Source organism: Neorhizobium sp. 05N33 (genome assembly GCF_056397445.1).
In genome coordinates, this window is sequence record NZ_JBFTNK010000022.1 from 27974 (window position 1) to 50962 (window position 22989).

Annotated in this window: 21 protein-coding genes and 1 tRNA gene; 10 read left to right on the forward strand and 12 right to left on the reverse strand. The window is 62.0% G+C overall.

Annotated features, from left to right (window positions below; genetic code table 11):
* Positions 1-38: 38 nt before the first annotated feature.
* The 4 genes from ftsZ (at position 39) to AC1DLT_RS29030 (ending at position 3770) form a co-directional block, all read left to right on the forward strand.
* On the forward strand, positions 39-1064 hold the full coding sequence (ftsZ, locus tag AC1DLT_RS29015; RefSeq protein WP_038542227.1) for a cell division protein FtsZ: 1026 nt from the start codon (positions 39-41) through the stop codon (positions 1062-1064).
* Positions 1065-1222: 158 nt separating this feature from the next.
* Positions 1223-2008, forward strand: a complete 786-nt coding sequence (locus tag AC1DLT_RS29020; protein ID WP_477489025.1) for a class I SAM-dependent methyltransferase — start codon at positions 1223-1225, stop codon at positions 2006-2008.
* Positions 2009-2120: 112 nt separating this feature from the next.
* Complete coding sequence (locus AC1DLT_RS29025; protein WP_477489026.1) at positions 2121-2822, forward strand: DUF1223 domain-containing protein; 702 nt, start codon at positions 2121-2123, stop codon at positions 2820-2822.
* Between the two features lie 318 nt (positions 2823-3140).
* Positions 3141-3770 carry an outer membrane protein gene (locus AC1DLT_RS29030; protein ID WP_051899688.1) on the forward strand — a complete coding sequence of 210 codons (630 nt, stop codon included), beginning with the start codon at positions 3141-3143 and terminating at the stop codon, positions 3768-3770.
* Positions 3771-3883: 113 nt separating this feature from the next.
* Here the strand turns inward: AC1DLT_RS29030 and AC1DLT_RS29035 are convergent, their stop codons facing one another.
* Positions 3884-4516 carry a hypothetical protein gene (locus AC1DLT_RS29035; protein WP_477489027.1) on the reverse strand — a complete coding sequence of 211 codons (633 nt, stop codon included), beginning with the start codon at positions 4514-4516 and terminating at the stop codon, positions 3884-3886.
* Between the two features lie 250 nt (positions 4517-4766).
* The gene (locus AC1DLT_RS29040; RefSeq protein WP_477489028.1) at positions 4767-5900 is read right to left on the reverse strand and encodes an FAD-dependent oxidoreductase; all 1134 of its coding nucleotides are present in this window, start codon (positions 5898-5900) and stop codon (positions 4767-4769) included.
* A gap of 82 nt (positions 5901-5982) precedes the next feature.
* Here AC1DLT_RS29040 and AC1DLT_RS29045 point away from each other — a divergent pair, with 82 nt between their 5' ends.
* Positions 5983-6651: a TetR/AcrR family transcriptional regulator gene (locus AC1DLT_RS29045; RefSeq protein WP_477489029.1), complete on the forward strand. Its 669-nt coding sequence runs from the start codon at positions 5983-5985 to the stop codon at positions 6649-6651.
* 33 nt (positions 6652-6684) lie between these two features.
* On the opposite strand, the gene AC1DLT_RS29050 is transcribed toward AC1DLT_RS29045, so the two are convergent.
* Entirely contained in the window at positions 6685-7071 is a 387-nt protein-coding gene (locus AC1DLT_RS29050) for a winged helix-turn-helix transcriptional regulator (RefSeq protein WP_151041750.1), read from the reverse strand.
* A gap of 125 nt (positions 7072-7196) precedes the next feature.
* Here AC1DLT_RS29050 and AC1DLT_RS29055 point away from each other — a divergent pair, with 125 nt between their 5' ends.
* Complete coding sequence (locus AC1DLT_RS29055) at positions 7197-7781, forward strand: glutathione binding-like protein (protein WP_477489030.1); 585 nt, start codon at positions 7197-7199, stop codon at positions 7779-7781.
* A 242-nt stretch (positions 7782-8023) separates the two neighbouring features.
* Here the strand turns inward: AC1DLT_RS29055 and AC1DLT_RS29060 are convergent, their stop codons facing one another.
* The 6 genes from AC1DLT_RS29060 to AC1DLT_RS29085 form a co-directional block, all read right to left on the reverse strand.
* Positions 8024-8869: a class I SAM-dependent methyltransferase gene (locus tag AC1DLT_RS29060; protein WP_309493807.1), complete on the reverse strand. Its 846-nt coding sequence runs from the start codon at positions 8867-8869 to the stop codon at positions 8024-8026.
* 75 nt (positions 8870-8944) lie between these two features.
* On the reverse strand, positions 8945-9226 hold the full coding sequence (locus AC1DLT_RS29065; RefSeq protein ID WP_477489031.1) for a hypothetical protein: 282 nt from the start codon (positions 9224-9226) through the stop codon (positions 8945-8947).
* Between the two features lie 98 nt (positions 9227-9324).
* A complete protein-coding gene (locus AC1DLT_RS29070) occupies positions 9325-13134 on the reverse strand; it encodes a vitamin B12-dependent ribonucleotide reductase (RefSeq protein WP_477489032.1) in 3810 nt (1269 codons plus the stop codon).
* Positions 13135-13823: 689 nt separating this feature from the next.
* The gene (gene gpt / locus AC1DLT_RS29075) at positions 13824-14321 is read right to left on the reverse strand and encodes a xanthine phosphoribosyltransferase (protein WP_038593180.1); all 498 of its coding nucleotides are present in this window, start codon (positions 14319-14321) and stop codon (positions 13824-13826) included.
* Between the two features lie 78 nt (positions 14322-14399).
* Complete coding sequence (locus tag AC1DLT_RS29080) at positions 14400-15239, reverse strand: universal stress protein (protein WP_247137500.1); 840 nt, start codon at positions 15237-15239, stop codon at positions 14400-14402.
* Between the two features lie 123 nt (positions 15240-15362).
* Positions 15363-16148: a competence/damage-inducible protein A gene (locus tag AC1DLT_RS29085; protein WP_477489033.1), complete on the reverse strand. Its 786-nt coding sequence runs from the start codon at positions 16146-16148 to the stop codon at positions 15363-15365.
* A 248-nt stretch (positions 16149-16396) separates the two neighbouring features.
* Between AC1DLT_RS29085 and wrbA the strand changes: the two genes are divergently transcribed.
* The 3 genes from wrbA (at position 16397) to AC1DLT_RS29100 (ending at position 17954) form a co-directional block, all read left to right on the forward strand.
* The gene (gene wrbA / locus AC1DLT_RS29090; RefSeq protein ID WP_477489034.1) at positions 16397-16996 is read left to right on the forward strand and encodes an NAD(P)H:quinone oxidoreductase type IV; all 600 of its coding nucleotides are present in this window, start codon (positions 16397-16399) and stop codon (positions 16994-16996) included.
* 157 nt (positions 16997-17153) lie between these two features.
* Positions 17154-17239 (forward strand) — tRNA-Leu (locus AC1DLT_RS29095).
* A 67-nt stretch (positions 17240-17306) separates the two neighbouring features.
* A complete protein-coding gene (locus AC1DLT_RS29100) occupies positions 17307-17954 on the forward strand; it encodes a metallophosphoesterase family protein (RefSeq protein WP_477489035.1) in 648 nt (215 codons plus the stop codon).
* Here AC1DLT_RS29100 and AC1DLT_RS29105 read toward each other — a convergent pair.
* On the reverse strand, positions 17951-19405 hold the full coding sequence (locus AC1DLT_RS29105; RefSeq protein ID WP_477489036.1) for a TrkH family potassium uptake protein: 1455 nt from the start codon (positions 19403-19405) through the stop codon (positions 17951-17953). The two genes, AC1DLT_RS29100 and AC1DLT_RS29105, sit on opposite strands and share 4 nt — an antisense overlap.
* A 182-nt stretch (positions 19406-19587) precedes the next feature.
* On the opposite strand from AC1DLT_RS29105, the gene ilvA reads away from it, so the two are divergent.
* A complete protein-coding gene (gene ilvA / locus AC1DLT_RS29110) occupies positions 19588-20802 on the forward strand; it encodes a threonine ammonia-lyase (RefSeq protein WP_477489046.1) in 1215 nt (404 codons plus the stop codon).
* On the opposite strand, the gene AC1DLT_RS29115 is transcribed toward ilvA, so the two are convergent.
* Both AC1DLT_RS29115 and AC1DLT_RS29120 read right to left on the reverse strand, forming a co-directional pair.
* A complete protein-coding gene (locus AC1DLT_RS29115) occupies positions 20795-21787 on the reverse strand; it encodes an alpha/beta hydrolase (RefSeq protein WP_247037914.1) in 993 nt (330 codons plus the stop codon). The two genes, ilvA and AC1DLT_RS29115, sit on opposite strands and share 8 nt — an antisense overlap.
* An 80-nt stretch (positions 21788-21867) precedes the next feature.
* The gene (locus AC1DLT_RS29120; protein WP_247037913.1) at positions 21868-22884 is read right to left on the reverse strand and encodes a glycerophosphodiester phosphodiesterase family protein; all 1017 of its coding nucleotides are present in this window, start codon (positions 22882-22884) and stop codon (positions 21868-21870) included.
* Positions 22885-22989 lie beyond the last annotated feature (105 nt).

The following is a 22989-nucleotide window of genomic DNA, read 5'->3' on the forward strand; positions in this document are numbered from 1 at the left end:
CCGCCCGGCCGGCGGGTGCCGATGCCAAGGAGATTGCGATGACGGACGCCAAAAAACACCAGATTACCGAAATGCGGCCGAAGATCACCGTGATCGGCGTCGGCGGCGGCGGTGGCAACGCCATCAACAACATGATTGCCGAGGAGCTGGAAGGCGTCGATTTCATCGCCGCCAATACCGACGCACAGGTCCTGGCGACTTCCAAGGCATCCCGCCGCATCCAGCTCGGCGCCCACGTGACCGAAGGTCTCGGCGCCGGCTCGCTGCCGGAGATCGGCCGCGCTGCAGCAGAAGAATCGATCGACGAGATCATGGATCACCTCTCCGGCTCGCACATGTGCTTCGTGACGGCCGGCATGGGCGGCGGCACCGGTACCGGTGCGGCGCCGATCATCGCCCAGGCTGCCCGCAATGCCGGCATCCTGACCGTCGGTGTCGTTACCAAGCCCTTCACCTTCGAAGGCAATCGCCGCATGAAGACGGCCGATGCCGGCATCGAGGAACTGCGTCGCGCCGCCGATACGGTCATCGTCATTCCGAACCAGAATCTCTTCCGCATCGCCGACGCCAAGACCACGTTTGCCGACGCGTTCATGACCGCCGACAAAGTGCTGTTTGCTGGCGTCGGCTGCATCACCGACCTGATCGTCAAGGAAGGCCTCATCAACCTCGATTTCGCCGACGTGAAATCGGTGATGAAGGGCATGGGCAGGGCGATGATGGGCACGGGCGAAGCCTCCGGCGACGGTCGTGCGCTACTCGCCGCGGAAGCTGCGATCGCCAATCCGCTGCTCGACGACATCTCGATGAAGGGCGCCAAGGGCGTGCTGATCTCGATCTCCGGCGGTTCCGACATGACCCTGTTCGAAGTGGACGAAGCCGCAAGCCGCATCCGCGACGAGGTCATGGACGATGCCGATATCGTCGTCGGCGCAATCTTCGACCGCAGCCTCGACGGCAAGTTCCGTGTCTCCGTCGTCGCGACCGGCCTCGACGGCGGCGATGCGGGCATTGCTCCGGGGTCCCCGGCGGACATGCAGACGTTCCAGCGCACGCTGCAGTAACCGCCCCGGCCTCCGGGCCAGGAGATTCGTTCCAACAGAAGCCTTCCGGCGGTTTTTGCTGCCGGAAGGCTTCTGCTTTCCGGGTTCCGACGTCTTTTCATTGTCATCCGTCGCGGATATAGCTCGCCGCCCATTCGACGATTGAGAGGAGGAAGAGCATGGATGCGACTGATGTCGGCTCCCATTGGGAGAGCAATGCCGAGACCTGGACGATCTATTCGCGGGCCGGTTACGACAAATACCGGGACGTGCTGAACACCCCGGCCTTTCTCGACATGCTGCCGCCGGTTGCCGGGTTGAAAGGCCTCGATCTCGGCTGCGGCGAGGGCACCAATACCCGCGCAGTCGCCCGGCTCGGCGCCGAGATGACCGGCCTCGACATCGCCCCGACCTTCATCCGCTACGCTCGCGAGACCGAGGCTGCCGATCCGCTCGGCATCGCCTATGCGCTCGGCGACGGGCAGGGGATCGACTTTCCGGACGAGAGTTTTGATTTCGTCACGGCCTTCATGTCGATGATGGACATGGCCGATCAGCGCCAAGTGCTGAAGGGCATTTACCGCATCCTGAAGCCGGGCGGTTTCCTGCAGTTCTCGATCCTGCATCCCTGTTTCGTGCCGCCGACGCGCAAGAATATCCGCGATGAGAGCGGAGAGGCGGTGGCGGTGCAGATCGCCGATTATTTCGACGAGACGGACGGGCGGATCGAACGCTGGCTGTTTTCTGAAATTCCGGCCGAGGAGCGGGCGAAGCTGACGCCGTTTTCGGTGCCGCGTTTCCACCGCACGCTGACCACCTGGGTGTCGATGGTCGTCGGCGCCGGACTGGTGATCGAGGCCTTCGGCGAGCCGATGGCATCCGAAGAGGTGGCGAAGGCCGAACCGGTTGTCGCCGACACTCGCGTGGCACCGATCTTCCTGCATATCCGCGCCGGTAAACCCTAGACGCGAAAAGAGCGGCCACGCAGTCCGAATGGTCACTAAAGCGTGAGCCTGTAACCGGGGTGCTGCCTGCCGCGAATGAGGCTGCAATGGCCATGCTGCAAGGAGCACCCCCGTGAACAACCAGAATTCCTTTCGTCTCGCATTCGCCGCGGTGTCTCTGAGCCTCCTAGGTGCAGCACCCGCCCTGGCCGGCGCGCGAAATCCGGTCGTGGTCGAGCTATTCACCAGCCAGGGCTGCTCATCCTGCCCACCCGCCAATGCCAATCTGGTCAAGCTGAGCCGCGATCCCGACATCCTGGCGCTCAGCTTCGCCGTGACCTATTGGGACTACCTCGGCTGGAAGGACATTTTCGGCAGGGAGGAGTTCACGCGGCGCCAGGCGACCTACGAACCGGCGCTGGGTCAGTCGAGCCCGTTCACGCCGCAGATGGTTATTAACGGTCGCACCTCGACTGTCGGGCAGGATCTTGGTGAAGTTCGTAGCCTGATTGCGGCAGAAAAGCCGCTTGCCGGACCTGCGGTCAGCCTGAAAGGCGATACGGCCGCGATCGAGGGCGGCGGCAAACCGGCTTCGCCTGCCGATATCTGGCTGGTCCGTTATGATGCGGGCCTTATCGAAGTTCCCGTCGCACGCGGCGAAAATGCCGGCGAGACATTGCCCCATGCGCATGTGGTGCGCGAACTGACGCATCTCGGGCTGTGGAACGGCAAGGCGCAAAGTCTGACGATGCCGGCGGCAAAGTCCAACCAGAAACGTGCTCTGCTCGTTCAGGAACGCAATGGTGGCCAAATTCTCGCGGCTGCAACGGATTAATGAGGCGCAGACGGATTCTGAAGCCCACTGATATCTGCCCCATCCGGATCGAGCGGTTCCGTGCGATGCCGCTTCATATCTCGCCGGCACCGAGGCTTGCTCCCGAGACTGTTACACTTGTTGATCGGCTGTTGGGCACTCGTGGCCTGCGGATTAAGGAAGTGTTTATGAATTCATGAAAAATGAATGGAAACTTGCCGGCGGTCCGGGCCTCAAGGGCTTGGGTGGGATGAACGTGACCGTCGCGCGGTGTGTAACCTTTGAGTAACCGCCTGCTGATGTTTGAGATGCAGGCGCTGTACGGAGTAGACCAAGACCATGAACAACAGGCCATTCGCCCTGGCGATCCTCGCCGCATTCGCTGCCACGCCTCTCTGGGCCGCCGACCTGGCGCCTTATTCCGAGCCGCCGACCTATAACGAACCTGCCGGCGCGCCGAAGGCGGGCTGGGGTGGTGCCTATGTTGGTGCCGATCTCGGCATGGCATCCCGCAAGCTGAACCCGTTCGATGGCGACAAGGGCCTCGTTCTCGGCGGTCACGGCGGCTACAATATCGACCTCGATTCCGGCGTCGTTGGCGCGGAAATCGAAGCTTCGCATCTCGGCAACGTCGAAAGCCGCGTGCCCGGCGGCAAGATCACCGAAAAGGGCCGGGTCGCGGCCAAGGCCAAGGCCGGCGTCGGCTTCAATCAGACGCTTGTCTACGGCACCGCAGGCGCCGCGCTCACCAGCTTCGGCGGCAAGAACGGTACGTCCGGTCCGGACGGCTGGAAGCCGGGTTGGGTCCTGGGCGCCGGCGTCGAGCAGAAGCTCACCGACAACCTGTCGGCCCGGGTCGAATACAACTACACCATGACCAACGACGTCCGCAGCACCTCCGGCGGCGTCTCCTCCAGGACCGACGTGCGCGACCAGACGCTCAAGGCTGGCGTAAACTACAAGTTCTAGGACGCAAGCCCGCCGGATCGGTCGGATACGGTGGCGGGATTTTATCGCTAGAGAAACTCAAAGCGCCGTGCGCCGAAAAGGCGCGCGGCGCTGCCGGTTTATAGCGGCAGTTCTCAGCGAGCCGCCTGGGTGTCGAGATGGTCACGGAGCTGATCGATCTTACCGACCGCCGGACCGACGCCAAGCTCGTCCTGCGCCCATCCGAAAGCTTCGTCGCTCACGGGGGCACCTGCGAAATCCTTCAGTGCATCGCGCAGCGCAGCTTCGCCGAGTTCGGGATCCGTGGCTGCCGGGGCCATGCCGTTCGTCTTCTCGTATTGCGCATAGGCCGTCATATAGGCCGAAAGCGAGGTCATCCGCGGATCGCTGGTGTTGAGATAGGCGTGGAAGTTGCGCCGCAGCGAGTTGAGGCCGGCCAATTCCGAGGCTTGCGGCTTAGCTTTCTCGGCGGGCGTCACCTTCGAGACCTGTCGGCCAGCATCCTTCTTCGTCCGCTCCTTGCCGGAGCCGAGACCGGCCGACGTCGACCGGCTCTTGCCGGAATGGCCATGGTTCGAGAGATTGTCGCGATCGGTGCCGCTGCCGCCGCCGTTTCCACCGCCATGGCCGCCACCATTACCGCCGCCGTTTCCGCCACCATTTCCGTCTTTGGCGAAAGCGAGGTCTGAAAATCCGGCTACGCCGCCGCCGACGGAGACTGCAGCAAGCGCCAAGACAACGATGCCGTTCTTGAGGACCTTGTTCATAATCACCGATCTCCTCGATATACCCTGCCCAAACCGGGAGACGCTCCGCGCTTCAGGGCCTTCAGATGCCGGGCATTCTGGAGCAGCGGCGAATATAAATCCATGGGATTAGGACCAATGATCCCGCCTTCGGGACCAAGGTCGGGTGGGGGCGGGACCTTGGTCTCAAGGGGCCGTTCCCGAGCGGCGGCGGACGCGGTGGTCTGTCCTGTGTCTGCGGCAAATGGCGAGGTCCGTCCAGCTGACTTATCTAAGAGCCCAATCCGCTATCGAGAAACGCCTCGACCAGCCCGTGAGGCGAGTTGTCGCCGAACAGTGTCCCGACGAGTTGGGTGGCTTCGGCAGCGGCCACGGCACTACGAGGAAAGAGATCCGTCTCGTAGGCCAGCAGTGCAGCCTCGACATCTGCGCCGTTGGCGGCAAGCACCTTGGCGAGCTGCGCCCCGTCATACATCGCGAGGTTCGCCCCTTCGCCGGACGGTACCATCAGGTGCGCGGCATCGCCGAGCAACGTCACTCCCCGGACCCGATCCCATCGATGGTCTTGTGGAAGCTGATGGAGGACACGAGCCATAGGAGCTGTCTCGCCATCGGTGATGAGAGCGGTCAGTGCCGGATCCCAGTCGTGAAACTCGGCCGCGATCCGGGCCGTGGCAGACGCTGCGTCGGAGAAGTCGAGGCCGTCGATCCACGCCTTCGGCTTGTTCAGCGCCACATATGCATGAAGCGTCGCATTGGGCTCGCGATGCGCCATGATGCCCTGGCCCGGCGACAGCGCGAACAGCGAGCCGCCGCCGACCGCCTCGGCGCTCGCCTTGTGGCGCATATCGGCGTCGAACAGCCAGGTTTCCACAAACGTCGTTCCGACATAGGTCGGCTTCGCATCGGAGACGAGGGCGCGCACCTTCGACCAGGCGCCGTCTGCCCCGACGAGGACGTCGGTGGTGAGCTTGAAGCCATCCGCGAACTCCAGTTCGTGACGTCCGTCGCCAAGTGGGTACGCAGCCACAAGCCTGCTTGCCCAGCGGACCGTGCCGCGGGGAAGCGACTCCAGCAGGATCCCACGCAACTCCCCGCGCGGCACCTCCGGGCGCCCGCCCGTGCCATCGTCGGAATTGTCCATGAGGACGTTGCCGTGCTTGTCGAGGACGCGTGACTGCTGGCCTCCGGGATGAATGAGCTTTACGAACTCCTCATGGAGCCCGGCGTCCTTCAGCGCGAGCTGGCCGGTGAACTCGTGGATGTCGAGCATGCCGCCTTGAGGACGCGCGTTCGCTGAAGGATCCGCCTCGTAGACAGTGGCGGAGATGCCGTGAACGTGGAGGACGCGGGCAAGCGTCAGGCCGCCGAGGCCGGCGCCGATGATGGCGACATGTGTACTCATGACGAGCCTTTCGCAGTTCAGAACGACAATGGAATGACATTCCATATTTGGAATGACGTTCCATATATGTCAAGGTGACGGCATGAAGAAAGCAGTTGGGACAAGACGGCAGGATTCCCTCTCGAGGGATCGCATCATCGACGCGGCGATCAGGATCCTGGATAGCGATGGCGAGACGGGGCTGACATTCCAGGCGCTCGCGAAGACGCTCGCGACTGGCGCCGGGGCGATCTACTGGCACGTCGAGAACAAGAACGATCTGCTGACGGCGGCTTGCGACGCCGTCGTCGCTCGAACCTTGGACGCGGCTGAGGGCGGTGCCATGCCCGGGGCGACAATCCGCGCCCTGGCCGTCGGATTGTTCGATGCGATGGACGAACATCCCTGGATAGGCTCGGCGCTGGCACGGGCCGGCGGGAAGATGCCGATATTGCGCATCCTAGAGGGTCTGGGCCAGCAGGTGCGCGCCCTCGGGGTGCCACAGGACGCCGAATGGACGACCGCCTCGGCTATTCTCAGCTACATCCTCGGCGTCGGCGGACAGAACGCGGCCAATGCTCAGTTTGCGGGGCAGCACGGTCTCGACGGATCGAAATTCCTGGAGGAGGTTGCCGACGAGTGGTCCAGGCTGGATCCGGACGAGTTCCCGTTCGCGCGAAGCATCGCCCTCTATCTGCCGCAGCATGACGACCGTGCCGACTTCGTCGCCGGGATCGACCTCATCCTCCGCGGCATCGGGATGCCGAGCTAGTCCCGCGCGGTGTCCGGGGGTGCGGAGAAATCGTTAAGTCGGAAAAGCTTGCAGCTTTCCGCTGGCGTCATACTGAAGGCGGTTGTCTTCGATCGTTCCCCGGTGCATGACGGCCCACTCGGCGAGCTGCCGCACGGTTTCCGACAGGGAATGCCCAAGCGGCGTCAAAGTATATTGGACCTGAGGCGGTGTGCTGTGATGGACGGTTCGATCGACCAGTCCGTCGCGTTCCAGCGTCTTGAGCGTCCGTGTCAGCATCTGCTGCGAAATACCGCCCACCTGCCGCTTCAGCTCGTTGAACCGTCGGGCACCCAGCCGAAGCGACACGACGACCTGGATCGTCCATTTGTCGCCGACGCGGCTCAGGATTTCACTCACCCCTCTGCAATCGGCTTCCGCGTGCGAAACAGTCACATCCATCTGACCAACTCCCAAAGATATGCTTTTGACGGGCATTTTTAGGTCACATAAATGGTCGTGGTCAACATTGTAGACCGTGTCTCTGCAAAGAAAAGCCGAGACGGGTCCACCACAAGGAGACCACCATGAACCTCTTCTATTATCCCGCCGCCTGCAGTCTGGCCGATCACATCGCGCTCATCGAGACCGGGCTTGCCTATAAGCTCCTGAGCATCAACCATGAGAGAAAGACCGAGGACGGCCGGGATTTCCTGTCCATCAACCCAAAGGGCTACATCCCAACCCTCGAGTTGGAAGACGGAGTGTTTCTGACGGAGAACCCGGTCATTCTGAACTATATCGCCGAAAAGAGCGGCAAGCTTCTTCCAAAGGACGGCATGATTCGGTGGCGGGCGCTCGAGTCTCTCGCTTTCATGGCATCCGAAATCCATTCAAGTTACCAGCCCTTCTTCAGGGATTTCCCCGAGCCGGAGAAAGTGCGCGTCCGCGAAAAGCTTGCGAAAGCCTTCGCTATTCTCGCCGACCAGATGGGCGACAAGAAATTCCTCGTCAGCGACGAGATGACGATTGCAGATTGCTACCTGTTCTGGATCCTGATGGTCGCGCCCAAGAGCGGCGTCGACCTGCCGGAAAACCTCCGCAGGGCCTTCGACCGCATGCGGGCGCTGCCCTCCGTGATCCAGGCGCTCGCCGAGGAAGGACTGGGCTGATCGGAGCGGCTGGCCCGAACTGAGCGCACAACGTTCCGGGTCAAGCGTACCGCGAGAGGCGGTCCGCTTGACCCGGAAATCGCGCGAAAGGGCGACGGCTGCTGCGTTGAGATTTCGTCATGGGGCGGCGCATAGCCAGCCGATCAGCAGGTCCGCGTGCCCCCTGTATGGGCGCATTTCAACCGAGCCAATCGTTGGCCAGGCCTCCCCGATCTCCACCTCCGCTTCCGCGGGACGACAATCTACCGTGTACCGACAATTACAGACGCGGTCGAACGAAGCTGCACCTGTCCGTCCCGAACGGATTGTCGTGCCAGAGCCAGGACCTCGTCGCGGATCCGCGTTTTCGTCTCCGGGTCGGCTTTCGCAAGTCCCGCCACTACGGGGGCGGCGATGTCTGTCATGAAGTCCCAGTACCTCTCCGGCGACTCGTGGGTCATGACGGACGACACTTCCTCCTCGTTTATGTCCTTCAGGCCGGCCCCCTCGAAGGCGCTGCGCATCAAACCAGACGGGGCGCAACGAAAGAGCCCCGGCGATCCGGGCGGTGGCGCAGGCATCTCCACATGACGAGCGATCGTTGACATGATCGTCGTTGCCCAGGGGTTGCTGTCCGGCCCACTCCAGACGGCCGCGCAGATACGCGCCCCTGGCTTCGCCACCCGGGCAAATTCTCGAGCCGCAAGCGAGATATCGGGAAAGAACATGAACCCGAAGCGGCACAGAACGCTGTCGAAATGTGCATCGGGAAATGGCAGCGCTCCCGCATCGCAGGCTTTGGTTTCGAAATTCGACAGGCCCCGGCGCGCCGCATTCTCGGCGGCTACCGCCAGCATGCGCTCGGAGAGATCGGTTACCGTCACTCTTCCACGCGGCACCATCGCGGCCGCGGTAAGGCCAGGTTCGCCGGTGCCGGCGGCAACGTCAAGGACGTGCGAGTGCTCGTGCAAGTTCGCGAGCCGCAGCATCGCATCACCAAACGGGGCCAGCCAGCGGAGAACCGGCTCGTCCCATTTTTTCCAGCCCGCGGAAAAACGATCCCATGTGTCGCGCTGCTGGTCGCGGATATCATCGAGGTTTCCAGGCATGCCCGTCGCTCCTTCCATGATAGACCTCCCGGTCGGCCGGGTGATACACTATGAGCGCTCTGGACCAGCTTGCAATCAAATACGTGCCGTAACGGGATGCTCGCTTTTACCGGCACGCGGAACTGCGCTGGCAATGGCCGCGGCGCAAAATTGCCATAGCGCTACACGGCCAATGGTTTTGATCTCAAGTGTCGGAATTATCTGGCTCGAGTGTGCGGGCACGCCGGGCAAAGCTGGCTTCGCCCACCTCGGACGGCCGGGGATCGTTTCAATCCCATCTTCGGCGTAGATGCCGAAGTTGATCGGCCTTACGTCCGCCTGCTGCGCAATCTCCCGCACCGGGTCTTGCAAAGGCATATAGTTTTTCAGGCACCGGAGTGCCTGAAAAATTCTCGATGAGGCTGATTCTGGACAAACCGACCGTTTCTCACGATCCGATCAGCCATTCACATTCATCAGCTGCAGCCGCTCGTCGCACCGCAAGTGTCGCACTTCTCGCACGTGCCGTTGCGCACCATCGTGAAGTTCTGGCACTCGCCGCACATGTTGCCGGTGTAGCCTTGGGCGATCGAGCGCATGCGACGTTCGTTTTCGACCTTCTTGGCTTCCGTCTTCGCGGTCGCTGCCTCGTCGGCGGCCTTGTCGGAGAAGAGGGCCGTGGTGGCTGCCTGTTCTTCGGTCAATTCCTCGACGATCTCTTCGGCGAGTTCCTTGGCGCGCTCCTCGTAGTCCCGCTTGAAGGAGACGATTTCGGAGGTGGAGATGGCGACGGTCGGTTCCAGCTTGCGGGCGGCTGCACCGGCAAAGGCGGTGACGTTGGTGCCGGCCGAGGCGCGGGCAGGGGCGGCGGTCGTCGCACCCTTGATGTCGGCCGGGCGGTCGCCGCCGGTGCCGGAGACGAGGGTCGGCTTGTAACCGCGGGTCAGGCCCTTGGAGACCACATCCGCCTTGCCTTCCGAGACGCCGCGGCCGAGCGCGGTGTTGGAGAAGTCCGATGTGTCGACATGCGCGAGGTCGTGGCGGCCGAGATAGGAGATCGCCAGTTCCCGGAACACGTAGTCGAGGATGGACGTGGCGTTCTTGATCGCGTCATTGCCCGTGACGATGCCGGCCGGCTCGAACTTGGTGAACGTGAAGGCATCGACATATTCCTCGAGCGGCACGCCATACTGCAGGCCGAGCGAGACGGAGATCGCGAAGTTGTTGATGAAGGCGCGCAGGGCCGAGCCTTCCTTGTTCATGTCGAGGAAGATTTCGCCGAGACGGCCGTCGTCGTATTCGCCGGTGCGCAAGAAGATCGTGTGGCCGCCGATCTTCGCCTTCTGGGTATAACCCTTGCGGCGGCCGGGCAGCTTTTCCTGGCTGCGGACGACCTTTTCGATGATCCGCTCGACGATCTTTTCGGTGATCGTCACCGCCTGGGCTGCCGCCGGCTGGGCCAGCAGTTCCTCGACGGCGTCTTCCGCATCGTCATCGGCAATCAGCGACGAGTTGAGCGGCTGGGAGAGCTTCGAGCCGTCGCGATAAAGCGCGTTCGCCTTTACGCCGAGCTTCCAGGACAGCATGTAGGCGGAGCCGCAGTCCTCGACGGTCGCGTCGTTCGGCATGTTGATCGTCTTGGAGATCGCACCCGAGATGAACGGCTGGGCAGCCGCCATCATGCGGATATGGCTTTCGACCGAGAGATAACGCTTGCCGATCTTGCCGCAGGGATTGGCGCAATCGAAGACGGCCAGATGTTCGGCCTTCAGGAAGGGAGCGCCTTCGAGCGTCATCGCGCCGCAGACATGGATGTTGGCGGCTTCGATGTCCTTCTTGGAGAAGCCGATATGTTCGAGCAGGTTGAAGCTCACGTCGGCGAGCTGCTCGTCGGTGACTCCAAGCGTGCCCTTCAGGAAGTCTGCGCCAAGCGTCCACTGGTTGAAGACGAACTTGATGTCGAAGGCGGCCTTGGTGGCGCCGTTGATGGCTTCGATCTTCTCGTCGGTGAAGCCCTTGGCCTTCAGCGAGCCGGAGTTGATGCCGGGGGCCTGGTTGAGGTTGCCGTGGCCGACGGCATAGGCCTCGATCTCGGCGATCTGGCTTTCCGAATAACCGAGCGTGCGCAGGGCTTCCGGAACGGCGCGGTTGATGATCTTCCAGTAGCCGCCGCCGGCGAGCTTCTTGAACTTGACGAGCGCGAAATCGGGCTCGATGCCGGTCGTGTCGCAATCCATCACGAGGCCGATCGTGCCGGTCGGGGCGATAACCGAGACCTGCGCGTTGCGGTAGCCGTGCTGTTCGCCGAGGACAAGCGCCTTGTCCCAGGCAGCCTTGGCATGGGCGACCAGATCCTGGTCCGGGTTTTCCGAATGGATCAGCGCCACCGGGTTGACCGACAGCTGCTCATAGCCGGAGGTTTCGCCGTGGGCGGCGCGGCGATGGTTGCGGATGACCCGCAGCATGCTGTCGCGGTTCGGAGCAAAGTTCGGGAAGGGGCCGAGTTCGGAGGCGATTTCAGCAGACGTCGCATAGGAAATGCCGGTCATGATCGCGGTCAGCGAACCGGCGATGGCGCGGCCTTCCGGAGAGTCGTAGGCGATGCCGGTCGACATCAGGAGGCCGCCGATATTGGCGTAGCCGAGGCCGAGCGTGCGGTACTGATAGGAAAGTTCGGCGATCTGGCGCGACGGGAACTGCGCCATCATCACCGAGATTTCGAGCACGACGGTCCACAGCCGCGTGGCATGTTCGTAATCGGCGATGTTGATGCGGGCGGTTGCCTTGTCCTTGAACTGCAGCAGGTTCATGGAAGCGAGGTTGCAGGCCGTGTCGTCGAGGAACATGTATTCCGAGCACGGGTTCGAGCCGCGGATCGGGCCGCCGGCCGGCGAGGTGTGCCAGTCGTTCATCGTCGTATTGAAATGGATGCCCGGATCGGCGGACGCCCAGGCGGCGTAGGAGATCTGTTCCCAGAGATCCTTGGCCTTCAGCGTCTTCATCACCCGGCCGTCCTTGCGGGCGGTCAGGTTCCAGTCGCTATCCTGCTCGACAGCGCGCAAAAAGTCGTCTTTGAGCGAGACGGAGTTGTTGGAGTTCTGGCCGGAGACGGTGAGATAGGCTTCCGAATCCCAGTCCGTGTCATAGGTCTTGAATTCCAGGTCCTTGTAGCCCTGGCGGGCGAACTGGATGACGCGGCCGATATAGTTTTCCGGAACCTGATTCTTCTTGGCAGCCTTGATCTCGCGCTTCAGGGCCGGGTTCTTGAGCGGGTCGTAGCAATCGTCGCCAGATCCGCCTTCGCAGTTCAGGCAGGCCTTCATGATCGCCTTCAGGTGGCGGGAGACGATCTTTGAGCCGGTGACGAGGGCTGCCACCTTCTGCTCTTCCTTGACCTTCCAGTTGATATATTCCTCGATATCCGGATGGTCGATGTCGACGACGACCATCTTGGCTGCACGGCGGGTGGTGCCGCCCGACTTGATGGCGCCCGCAGCGCGGTCGCCGATCTTGAGGAAGCTCATCAGGCCCGACGAACGGCCGCCGCCGGACAGTTTTTCGCCTGCGCCGCGCAGCATCGAGAAGTTGGAGCCGGTGCCGGAGCCGTATTTGAAGAGGCGCGCCTCGCGGACCCAAAGGTCCATGATGCCGCCCTCGTTGACGAGATCGTCTTCGACCGACTGGATGAAGCAGGCATGCGGCTGCGGATGCTCATAGGCCGACTTCGACTTGGTGAGCTTGCCGGTGAAGGGGTCGACATAGAAATGGCCCTGGCCGGGGCCGTCGATGCCATAGGCCCAATGCAGGCCGGTGTTGAACCATTGCGGGGAATTCGGGGCGACGCGCTGGGTTGCGAGCATGTAGGCAAGCTCGTCCATGAAGGCGGCCGCGTCTTCTTCGGAGGTGAAATAACCGCCCTTCCAGCCCCAGTAGGTCCAGGTGCCGGCAAGGCGCGAAAAGACCTGGCGCGCGTCGGTTTCGGAACCGTACTGCTCTTCCTTAGGCAACGCCTTCATCGCTTCCGTGTCAGCTACAGAGCGCCACAGGAAGGAGGGGACGTCATTCTCTTCGACCTTTTTCAGGATCTTAGGAACGCCGGCCTTGCGGAAATACTTCTGCGCCAGAACGTCCGTCGCAACCTGGGAGAACTGCGCCGGCACGTCGATATCGGCAAGCCGGAAGACGATCGAGCCGTCCGGATTGCGGATCTCGCTGATCCCCTTGCGGAATTCGATTTCCCCGTAAGCACCTGTCTCCGGCTTGGTGAAACGACGTTCGATGCGCATTGCCTTAAATCCTCGTCCGTTGGCGCCTGATGATAAGGCGCAGATGTGCCGCTCCAGCCCACACGTTCGACGCGCGCAGCCGGTTGAATGTTCCCGATCCCAGGTGAATCATCTTTCGATGCCAACCTGTATGTTGTGGTGATAACGGCTGCAACACTACTACATATAGTATTAACAGAATCTTTCCGCCAGTCCCAGCCGTTGTTTCGGAGCGGAAAATCGAGCACGCACGGAGACCCTGATAGCAGCCCGCCCCTCATAGCCGGACTGCGTGATCTTTTCCCGTCAAACTCGAAGAAGAACCGGCCTCGTAATTCCGGTCCAGTCGCCGCCGCAACGTAAGGAACACTGTCGAACGAGCCGAGAGATTCGTCAAGGCGTAGATTGCAACGCTTTTATAACCACAAGATATTGTGGTTCTTGGCTGTGGATAACGGGGATGAAGAAATAGCCGAGGATTCTCAGGCAGTTGCAGGGATGGCCTGAAACTTGTGTTACGAAGCCGAGAAATATTTCGTGAGCGGCGGCCGGTGCCAGAAGCCCGGTTCAGCAGGGTTTTGAAGGCTGAGCCGTACCATATTGAGACACATCAAGAATCTGCGGCCACTAGTAATAGACAAGCCCGCGCGGTTTTTTAACCGGGCGGGCTCGTGACAAGGACCGAGATTTTTGAAAGGGGCCGGAAAGAATCAGCCCTTGGCGCCCTTGGCGATTGGCTCCTGATAGGTGAAGCCCATGTCCCAAGGGAAATAGATCCAGGTGTCCTGGCTGACTTCGGTGACGAAAGTGTCGATGGTCGGCACACCGGAGGGTTTTGCATAGACGCAGGCGAAATGGGCCTTCGGCAGCATGGCGCGCACTTCCGACGCCGTCTTGCCGGTATCGGTCAGGTCGTCGATGACCAGGACGCCGGCGCCTTCGTCGACCGTCAGTTCGGGCGTGATTCCCTTCAGGAGGTTCATTTCGCCCTGGTTGACGTAGTCGTGGTAGGAGGCGATGCAGACCGTCTCGATCAAGCGGATATTGAGTTCGCGCGAAATGATCGCCGCCGGCACAAGGCCGCCGCGGGTGATGCAGACGATGGCACGGAATTCCCGGCCAAGGCCGGCGAGCCGCCAGGCAAGTGCCCGGGCATCACGGTGGAACTGGTCCCAGGAAACGGGGAAGGCTTTTTCGGGAAGAGACATAGGGCTGGCCACCATTTGCGAGAGCATATTGTTGGCTCTCGCTAATAGCGGCAATTCCCCGGTCGACGCAAGGATTTGTCAGCGGGAAAGCAAAGTCAGCGCCGTCATCGAATCGAGCAGACTGCGGGTAACGCCGCCAAACAGCATTTCCCACCAGCGCGAATGGCCGTAGCCGCCCATCACCAGAAGATCGACGCTGCCTTCCGAGAGATGGTTCTCGATCGCCGCTGCGGCAGAGATGCCGCTCTTTCCCTGCGTCGACAGTGTTACGTTGACGCCGTGCCGGGCAAGGGTTGCGGCGATCTCGGCGCCCGCCATTTCCGGCGTCTGGCCGCCACGGTCGCTCGGATCGACGCAGAACACCTCGACGCTTTCGGCAGCTTTAAGGAACGGCATCGAATCGAAGGTCGCCCGCGCCGCCTCCCGCGAACCGTTCCAGGCGACCAGTACCCGTTTGATCGGCTGCGGCACCTTCATCGTGTAGGGGATGAGCAGCATCGGCCGGCCGCTGTCGAAGAGGAATGTTTCGATATCGGCGCGATGATCGGCATGGGCCGGGTCGCTCTGGCTCGCGACGATCAGGTCGACCGCATGGGCGGTATCCATCACCGAATGGGAGCCGTAACCGGCCGACGACGTGAAGCTGCGCCATTCGATGGAAAGACCATCGCGAGACGCCTGGTCCTTGAAAATCCGCTCGACCTCGGCGGTTTCCTTCTGCGCGGCGTCCTGAAGGATCTGCACGGCGGCGGGGTCTGGAATTTCCATCGGCGCGATCAGCGGCACGGCGGCGAGCGTTTCGGCATGCACGCCGATCAGGTGGGCGGAAAACCGCTCGGCGAGCGCTATCGCGAAATCGGTGATCTGCCTAGCGTTTTGAGGGGTGTCGAGAACGGCGAGAATGGTCCTGTAGGCCATGGCTGTGTCTCCTCATCAACTGGTTCCACGGAATTGGAAACCAGTGTCTCATAAATACGTGTGTCGCACTTTGATCCCGGTCAAGGAGGGCACCCCGGCAATGAGGAAACAGAGTGCCGCGGGTCAGGCGTCGGCTGTCGGATTGGTGGCGATCTTGGCCCGGTCGATGCCGGCGATCATCTCCGCCACGGCTTGCGCAGCCGCATCGAGAACCTGCGGATCGCGGGCGCGCACCACGATTTCGGTCGAGAACCGCTGCCCGTCATATTTCGGATAGGAGCCGATGCTGGTCTCCGGGTGCGCTTTCTGCACGGCCGACAGAAGCGTACCGATATCGCCTTCGCCATAGGGGCAGGGGAGCGCCCGCGACAGCATTTTTGTGCCCGAGCGTAGCATCGGCAACACGTTGTCGACCATCGCCTGGAAGACCTGCGGCACGCCGGCCATCACGTAGACGTTGCCGATGATGAAGCCCGGGGCGGTCGAGACCGGGTTGGGAATGTGCATGGAGCCTTCAGGCATGCGGGCCATGCGTTGGCGGGCTTCGGTGAATTCCATCTCCCGGCGCTTGTACATGTCGGCAAGCAGCCTCATCGCTTCGGGATCGTGGATGCAGGGCACGCCGAAGGCCTTCGAAATCGCATCGGCGGTGATGTCGTCATGGGTCGGGCCGATGCCGCCCGAGGTGAAGACGTAGTCGTAACGGCCGCGCAGCGCGTTCAGCGCCTCGACGATCGCATCCTCCTCGTCGGCGACGATCCGCACTTCCTTGAGGTCGATGCCGGAAAGCGTCAGCAGATCGGCGAGATGGCCGATATTCTTGTCCTTCGTCCGGCCGGACAAAAGTTCGTCGCCGATGGCGAGCATGGCGGCGGTGACGATCAAGGACGGCTGGGGCGCTTCGGACATGGAAATTCCTCCGTAAATGCCACACTCCTAAGCCCAAATTTTTCAAGGCAGAAGCGATTTTGTCGTGATGAGCGCAGAAAGGAGGTCCGTTACGAATTTATGATCCGCAAGCGAAATATCGTCTCCAAATGTTGAACAGTGCGTAGACCTCGCACGGGCTGTCGCCGATCCGTGAAGCCGTTACATATGGGTCTGGTTCTGGCCGCAGACGGCCTTGTTCACACACCAGACATCGAATGGAGAAGATCATGGCAAAGGTTCTCGTGCTTTATTATTCCGCTTACGGCCACATCGAAAAGATGGCCTATGCCGTTGCGGAAGGCGCAACGTCGGCAGGCGCCGACGTGACGGTCAAGCGCGTTCCGGAACTGGTTCCGGACGAGCTCGCAAAGGCTTCCTATTACAAGATGGACCAGCAGGCTCCGATCGCAACCGTCGACGAACTCACCGAATACGATGCGATCATCGTCGGTGCCGGCACCCGCTTCGGCACGGTCGCTTCGCAGATGCGCAATTTCTGGGATCAGACAGGCGGCCTCTGGGCACAGGGCAAGCTGGTCGGCAAGATCGGCTCGGTGTTCACTTCGTCCGCCACCCAGCACGGCGGCCAGGAATCCACCATCCTCGGCTTCATCCCCACCTTCCTGCACCAGGGCATGGCCGTCGTCGGCCTGCCCTACGCCTTTGCCGGCCAGATGGGCACGGAAGAAGTCAAGGGCGGCTCCCCCTACGGCGCCAGCACGATCACCAACGGCGACGGCTCGCGCCAGCCTTCGGAAATCGAACTCGAAGGCGCCAAGTACCAGGGCGCCCACGTCGCCAAGCTGGCTGCCAAGCTCGCCGGCTGATCGAATTGCGATAATCTCCGAAAGGGCGTGGCGAGAGATCTCCGCGCCCTTTTCGCGTCCCGCCATCCGACCGTCTCGCTTTTTTCGTGACCGCGAACCGCTTCCGCAATTTCGGTGCTTGACGGCGTCGCGCAAGTTCAAGAAACAGGACGCCCATGCGGACGTGGCGAAACTGGTAGACGCAAGAGACTTAAAATCTCTCGGCCTTTGGTCATGCGGGTTCGATCCCCGCCGTCCGCACCAAACCTGACCTTGCCTGCAACCGTTTTCCATGAAGACCGTTTGATATCCACTTCGATGGAGGTGTGCTTTGGGCTTTACCTTTGCGATCGGCGATATCCATGGCTGTCTTGCACAGTTGAAGGAACTGCTCGCGCAGGTGGAGGACCATGCGCCCAGCGGGCACGTGGTGTTCATCGGCGACTATATCGATCGCGGGCCGAAGAGCAGAGGCGTGCTCGACCTCGTCATGGCGGGCCCGCGCAAGGAGGGATGGCGGTGGACGGCGCTCAAGGGCAATCATGAGGACATGATGGTCCGCGCCCACCAGAACGGTGGGCACGACGAGATCCTCTGGATCGACAATGGCGGCCGCGAGACGATGGTTTCCTTCGACGGTTACGTGCCGCCCGAGGTGCTGTCATGGTGCGCGCATCGTCCACTGATGCATGTCGACGAGCATCGCATCTTCGTGCATGCGGGCGTCGACGAGACGCTGCCGCTCGACGGTCAACGCGAGCGCGACCTGATCTGGAAGCGATTTGCGAGCGACGACGACGGCGAATTCTGGGGCCGGCATCTCTGCCACGGCCACACGCCGCTTCCCGGCAATCCGCAGACGATCGGCAATCGCACCAATATCGACAGCGGCTGCGTGTTCGGCGACGAGCTGACCTGCGCCGTCTTCGACGATGACGAGCCGGGCGGGCCGGTCGAATTCCTGCGCGTGCCGGGCTAGTGCCGCCAGAAAACCGGCGTCAGCAGGACCAGCACGGTCAGGATTTCGAGACGCCCGAGCAGCATCATCAGCGACAGTAGATAGAGCGCTGGATCGCTGATCGTGGAAAAGTTGCCGACGGGGCCGACGATCGGGCCGATGCCGGGACCGACATTCGACAGCGCGGTGATGACCGAGGACGTGGCGGTCAGGATATCGTAGCCGAACAGCGTCATGCCGATGCTGCCGACCACCCAGAGGAAAATGTAGAGGCTGACGAACAGGAAGACTGCACGCTGGGTCTCCGCATCCACCGTCAGGCTGCCGTAACGCACCGGATAGATCGCGTTCGGATAGATGAGCTTGTTGAGCCCGGCGCGGATGACGTTGACCATCACCACGAAACGGTAGGCCTTGATGCCGCCGGCAGTCGAACCGGAGCAGCCGCCCATGAAGGTGGCGAAGAAGGCGACGAGCACCGCGAATGGTCCCCAGAGCGTGTAGTCGTCGCTCGCAAAGCCGCCTGTCGACAGGATCGAGGTGATGTTGAAGAACGAATGGATCAGTGCGTCGTCGAGTTCGATGCCGCTCCTCAGGTGATGGTAGACCGCAACGGCGATCGAGATGACGCAGAGATAACCAAGGAAAACCAGGATTTGCGGATCGCGCAGCGTATCCAGCCGCCCGCGTACGGCAAGCAGGATCAGCACCGAAAACGGCAGGCTGCAGATCGCCAGGAAGACGGTGCCGAAGACCAGCAGCGCGTTGTTGTCGAAATAGGCAAACGACATGTCGTGCGTCGAGAAACCGGCCGTGGCGATCGTCGACATCGCATGGTTCAGCGCATCGAAATGGTCCATGCCGGCAAGATCGTAGGCGACGGTGCAGGCAAGCGTCAGCAGCACGTAGACGATCAGGAAGGCCCGGGTGAAACTCGCAAGCCGGGCGAAGGGCTTGTCGTTTGTCTCCGACGATTCGAGCTTGAAGATCGAGGCACCGCCGACTTTCAGGAACGGCAGGACGAACAGGCCGAGGCCGACGATGCCGATGCCGCCGAGCCAGGAGAGCAGCGAGCGCCAAAGCAGGATGCCGGGCGGCATGGTATCCAGCCCGACGATCGCCGTCGAGCCGGTAGTGGTGATGCCGGAGATCGATTCGAACAGCGCCTGTGCAAACGAGAGTTCGTGTTCGGCAAGAAAAAGCGGGATCGCGCCCACCACCGAAAACATCGCCCACAACACGTTGACCAGCAGGAAACCCAGCCGCTTGTTGAAGACCGGCGGGGGGCCATGGGTCGCGAGTGCCGCTGCCGCCGCAAGCCCGCCGACCATGAAGCCGGACATGGCGAAGACCTGCCAGTCGCGGTGCCCGTAATAGAGGTCCACCATAGCCGGCAGGAACATTGCCAGCGACAGGTAGAGTGCGCAGAGCGCCGTCATGTAGATGACCGACCGGAAAAGATTGGCGTTCAAAAATGGTTGTCCCGAATTTCGCGGCAACTGAAAGAAGCTTTGTCTCAGCCGTAAGCCTATGGCATAGCGGGACCATTCTTGAAATTCAATGGATGGCCGATGTGACCGAGGCAGAGTTGACCAAGGCAGACGTGACCAAGGCGGGCGTGACGAAAGCGGGCGTGAACGACGCGAGAGTTGCGATGCGGGAGATTTTTCCCGAGACACCGCTGCAGATGAACGAGCACCTCAGCCGCCGTTATGGTGCCGAAATCTGGCTGAAGCGCGAGGACCTGTCTCCTGTCCGCTCCTACAAGATCCGCGGCGCCTTCAACTTCCTGCGCAAGGCGATCGCGTCGGGTGCCAAGGGCAAGACTTTCGTCTGCGCCTCGGCCGGCAATCACGCGCAAGGGTTCGCCTTCGTCTGCCGCCATTTCGAAGTGCCGGGCGTGGTCTTCATGCCGGTGACGACGCCGCAGCAGAAGATCGACAAGACCCGCATGTTCGGCGGCCCCTTCATCACCATCCGGCTGATCGGCGACATTTTCGACCAGTGCTATGCGGCAGCCCGCGCCCACGTGGAAGAGACCGGCGGCGTCATGGTGCCGCCTTTCGATGACGCCGACATCATCGAGGGCCAGGCGACGGTCGCGGCCGAACTGCTCGAACAACTGCCCGACGGCGTAACACCCGATCTGATCATCCTGCCGGTCGGCGGCGGCGGGCTTTCCTCCGGAACGACGGGTTATTTGAAGGACATCGTCAAGCGGGAAGACTTTCTCTTCACTGAGCCGGAGGGCGCGCCGAGCCTCAAGAAAAGCCTTGAAGCCGGCGAGCCGATCACGCTCGCCAAGCTCGACAATTTTGTCGACGGTGCTGCGGTGGCGCGGATCGGCGACCTGAATTTCGAAGCTTTGAAGGGCTTTTCGGCGGATCAGGTCCTGCTGGTGCCGGAAAACGCCATCTGCGTGACGATCACCGAAATGCTCAATGTCGAAGGTGTCGTGCTGGAACCGGCCGGCGCCCTGTCGATCACCGCGCTCGAAATGCTCGGACGCGAAAAGCTGGCCGGCAAGACGGTGGTCTGCGTCGTCTCGGGCGGCAATTTCGATTTCGAGCGCCTGCCGGACGTCAAGGAACGCGCCATGCGCTATTCCGGCGTCAAGAAATATTTTGTCCTGCGGCTCGCCCAGCGCCCTGGCGCGCTGCGCGACTTCCTCAACCTTCTGGGGCCGGAAGACGACATCGCCCGGTTCGAATATCTGAAGAAATCGGCACGCAATTTCGGCTCGATCCTGATCGGTATCGAAACCGCAAGGCCGGAGAACTTCGCTAGCCTGCTCGAACGCTTCGAAGCCGCCGGCATGGGCTATCAGGACATTACCGAGAACGAGATCCTGGCGAACCTCGTCATCTGAGCACGGTCTGTAGCCAGGCCACGGTCCGCTCAGCAAGCGGTGCGGTGGTCGCCGGCGAGATGATGTCGCCGGCAATCACGTGATTGCCGGGATCGCCGGTCTGGCCGACATCGAAAAGCCCGTGAGGCCCGCCCCAGCGGCCGGCAACCTCGCGTACCTTGTCGGGGCGGATGACCTGATCGAGCGACGAATAGAGAAACAGCGCCGGCGTCCTGACCTGCTCGACCGGGCTCTCGACCGAGAGTTTCACCAGCGCTGCCATCGGCAGCAGGGCTTTTGTCGGATAGCGCGTCGTCCAGTGGGCGGCATGGCGGTCGTTATAGGGCGTGAAGCTGCGGCTTTCACCAAGCAGCAGTTTTGAAAGCTGCGGCGCGACCGGTGTCGTCAGCAGAAATGCGGCAAAGCTGTTGATGCCGTAGTTCGGCGATACGAACACGGCCGCCGAGATGCGCGATGCGATCTTCGGATCGGCAAGCGCCAGTGTCGCAAGCGAGGCGCCGGTCGAGGTGCCGATGACGATGACGCGATTGCCAAGCGCTTCACCGATCGCGAGACTTTCGGAAAAATCCGCCAACCAGTCTTTAAGGCTTGCTTCGCCCATCGCTTCGCCGCTGCGGCCGTGGCCGGCGAGCCGGGTGAAATAGAGATTGGCGCCGAACGCTGCCGCGACACGGTCGGGCAGTGGGCGTATCTCCTCGGCCGAAGCTGAGAAACCGTGCAGGTAGACGATGGCAACGGATGTCTTTGCCTTCGTCGCCGGATCGGCCCAGACGACGTGTTTGGCGGCGCCGGGCCTTATATCCGGAAAACGGCTTTCGCTTGCGCCGAGATACGCGTCGATATCGGCGCCGAGGCGGGCTTTGTCGAAAGTGGGAAAACCGTCAGCGGGCATGCGCGGGCCGGACATCAGCAGCACTCCGAAGGCGGCGATCAGGATCGCGCAGACATAAATGACCGTCCGCCATGACAACAATCTCCTCTGCATCCGGCGCTCCCTCCGAACCCAGGGGAGATGATAGGCGGGCTTGGTGACGGCGGGAAGTGTATCTGGCGCAGATTAGTGGCCTAACCGCAGATCTGCGGTCGGGAGGGTAGGGCGCAGAAGCCGCGGCGCTCCACCTCGGGCCGTGTCTTCTCGATCACGTTGGTCCAGACGAGGCCCGGAAAGCCTGAAGGCACCAGATCCCACGCATCCCGGTCGTCTATGCCGGAAGATCCGGCATCGCCAGCCTCGAACGGGCCGATCAGCACGACGTCCGACCCGGCCGCCTGCATCCGGTTGTAGAAACGCTCCGGCCAGCCCCAGAGCAGGAAGGCAAGATTGGCCGGGACCGGGACAAGGGTATTGCGGCAGGTTTCCGGCACATGGCCGCTCCAGCCGAACGCCAGGTAGTTGAGGAGGCAGGATTTGGCCGTGCGGTTGGAATAGCCGGGAAGGCCGGGGACAAGCGCCACCGCTTTTTCGGTCGGCTCGTTTCCGCCATAAACGCCGAACGCCGCTGCCCGCGCGCCGGGGTCGGTCTTGAGAAGCGTTGCCAGAGCTTCACCTTCTTCCCGGCGGCGGCTCTTGAAATTGATCAGGAAACGTCCATCCGGAAGGGCGGAGAAGACTTCCGTCAAAGTCGGCATCAGGCCCTTGCCCTGGCCCCGAAACGGAAAGGTCCGGCCGCCGTCGGCGGTGTAGCCGTAGCCGATGTCGAGTGTCTTCAGGACCGGCATCGGCGTCTGTTCGGTAACGCCCTTGCCGTCGGTGCGGCAATCGAGCGTCCAGTCGTGGAAGACGGCGAATTGTTTGTCCGGCGTCAGATGCACGTCGAGTTCGACCACATCGGCGCCGGCATCGAAGGCGGCCTTCATGCCGGCAATGGTATTCTCCAGAAAAGCATGCGTCGGCGGCAGCATCAGGCTTGCGGTGCAGGTATCGTTCTCGACATGGGAGGCGTCGAAAAGTTGGTGCTGCCCGCGATGGGCAATGATCCTGAGCGGCCTGTCGGTCGGAAAGCGGGAGAACAGGGAGGTATTGCCGATCCAAAGCGCGGCGATGACCGCTAGGAGGAATGCTGTGGCGATCTTCCATTTCATGCGGACAGGCTCCTCAATCGTGCGGGTGGATCTAAGACGTTGGATTGTGACTTTTCCTTGGGTGCCCTGCTTCCGGGCGGCGCGGGAATATGCTAGGCAGCCGCC

Bases quoted from the DNA above. Each gene is read 5' to 3' on its own strand.
- AC1DLT_RS29030 (WP_051899688.1), top strand. From the start codon at position 3,141: ATGAACAACAGGCCATTCGCCCTGGCGATCCTCGCCGCATTCGCTGCC.
- AC1DLT_RS29080 (WP_247137500.1), bottom strand. From the start codon at position 15,239: ATGGCCTACAGGACCATTCTCGCCGTTCTCGACACCCCTCAAAACGCT.
- AC1DLT_RS29055 (WP_477489030.1), top strand. From the start codon at position 7,197: ATGAACCTCTTCTATTATCCCGCCGCCTGCAGTCTGGCCGATCACATC.
- ftsZ (WP_038542227.1), top strand. From the start codon at position 39: ATGACGGACGCCAAAAAACACCAGATTACCGAAATGCGGCCGAAGATC.
- ilvA (WP_477489046.1), top strand. From the start codon at position 19,588: ATGCGGGAGATTTTTCCCGAGACACCGCTGCAGATGAACGAGCACCTC.
- AC1DLT_RS29060 (WP_309493807.1), bottom strand. From the start codon at position 8,869: ATGCCTGGAAACCTCGATGATATCCGCGACCAGCAGCGCGACACATGG.
- AC1DLT_RS29070 (WP_477489032.1), bottom strand. From the start codon at position 13,134: ATGCGCATCGAACGTCGTTTCACCAAGCCGGAGACAGGTGCTTACGGG.
- AC1DLT_RS29040 (WP_477489028.1), bottom strand. From the start codon at position 5,900: ATGAGTACACATGTCGCCATCATCGGCGCCGGCCTCGGCGGCCTGACG.
- AC1DLT_RS29045 (WP_477489029.1), top strand. From the start codon at position 5,983: ATGAAGAAAGCAGTTGGGACAAGACGGCAGGATTCCCTCTCGAGGGAT.
- AC1DLT_RS29065 (WP_477489031.1), bottom strand. From the start codon at position 9,226: ATGCCTTTGCAAGACCCGGTGCGGGAGATTGCGCAGCAGGCGGACGTA.
- wrbA (WP_477489034.1), top strand. From the start codon at position 16,397: ATGGCAAAGGTTCTCGTGCTTTATTATTCCGCTTACGGCCACATCGAA.
- AC1DLT_RS29050 (WP_151041750.1), bottom strand. From the start codon at position 7,071: ATGGATGTGACTGTTTCGCACGCGGAAGCCGATTGCAGAGGGGTGAGT.
- AC1DLT_RS29020 (WP_477489025.1), top strand. From the start codon at position 1,223: ATGGATGCGACTGATGTCGGCTCCCATTGGGAGAGCAATGCCGAGACC.
- AC1DLT_RS29120 (WP_247037913.1), bottom strand. From the start codon at position 22,884: ATGAAATGGAAGATCGCCACAGCATTCCTCCTAGCGGTCATCGCCGCG.
- AC1DLT_RS29035 (WP_477489027.1), bottom strand. From the start codon at position 4,516: ATGAACAAGGTCCTCAAGAACGGCATCGTTGTCTTGGCGCTTGCTGCA.
- AC1DLT_RS29115 (WP_247037914.1), bottom strand. From the start codon at position 21,787: ATGCAGAGGAGATTGTTGTCATGGCGGACGGTCATTTATGTCTGCGCG.
- AC1DLT_RS29085 (WP_477489033.1), bottom strand. From the start codon at position 16,148: ATGTCCGAAGCGCCCCAGCCGTCCTTGATCGTCACCGCCGCCATGCTC.
- gpt (WP_038593180.1), bottom strand. From the start codon at position 14,321: ATGTCTCTTCCCGAAAAAGCCTTCCCCGTTTCCTGGGACCAGTTCCAC.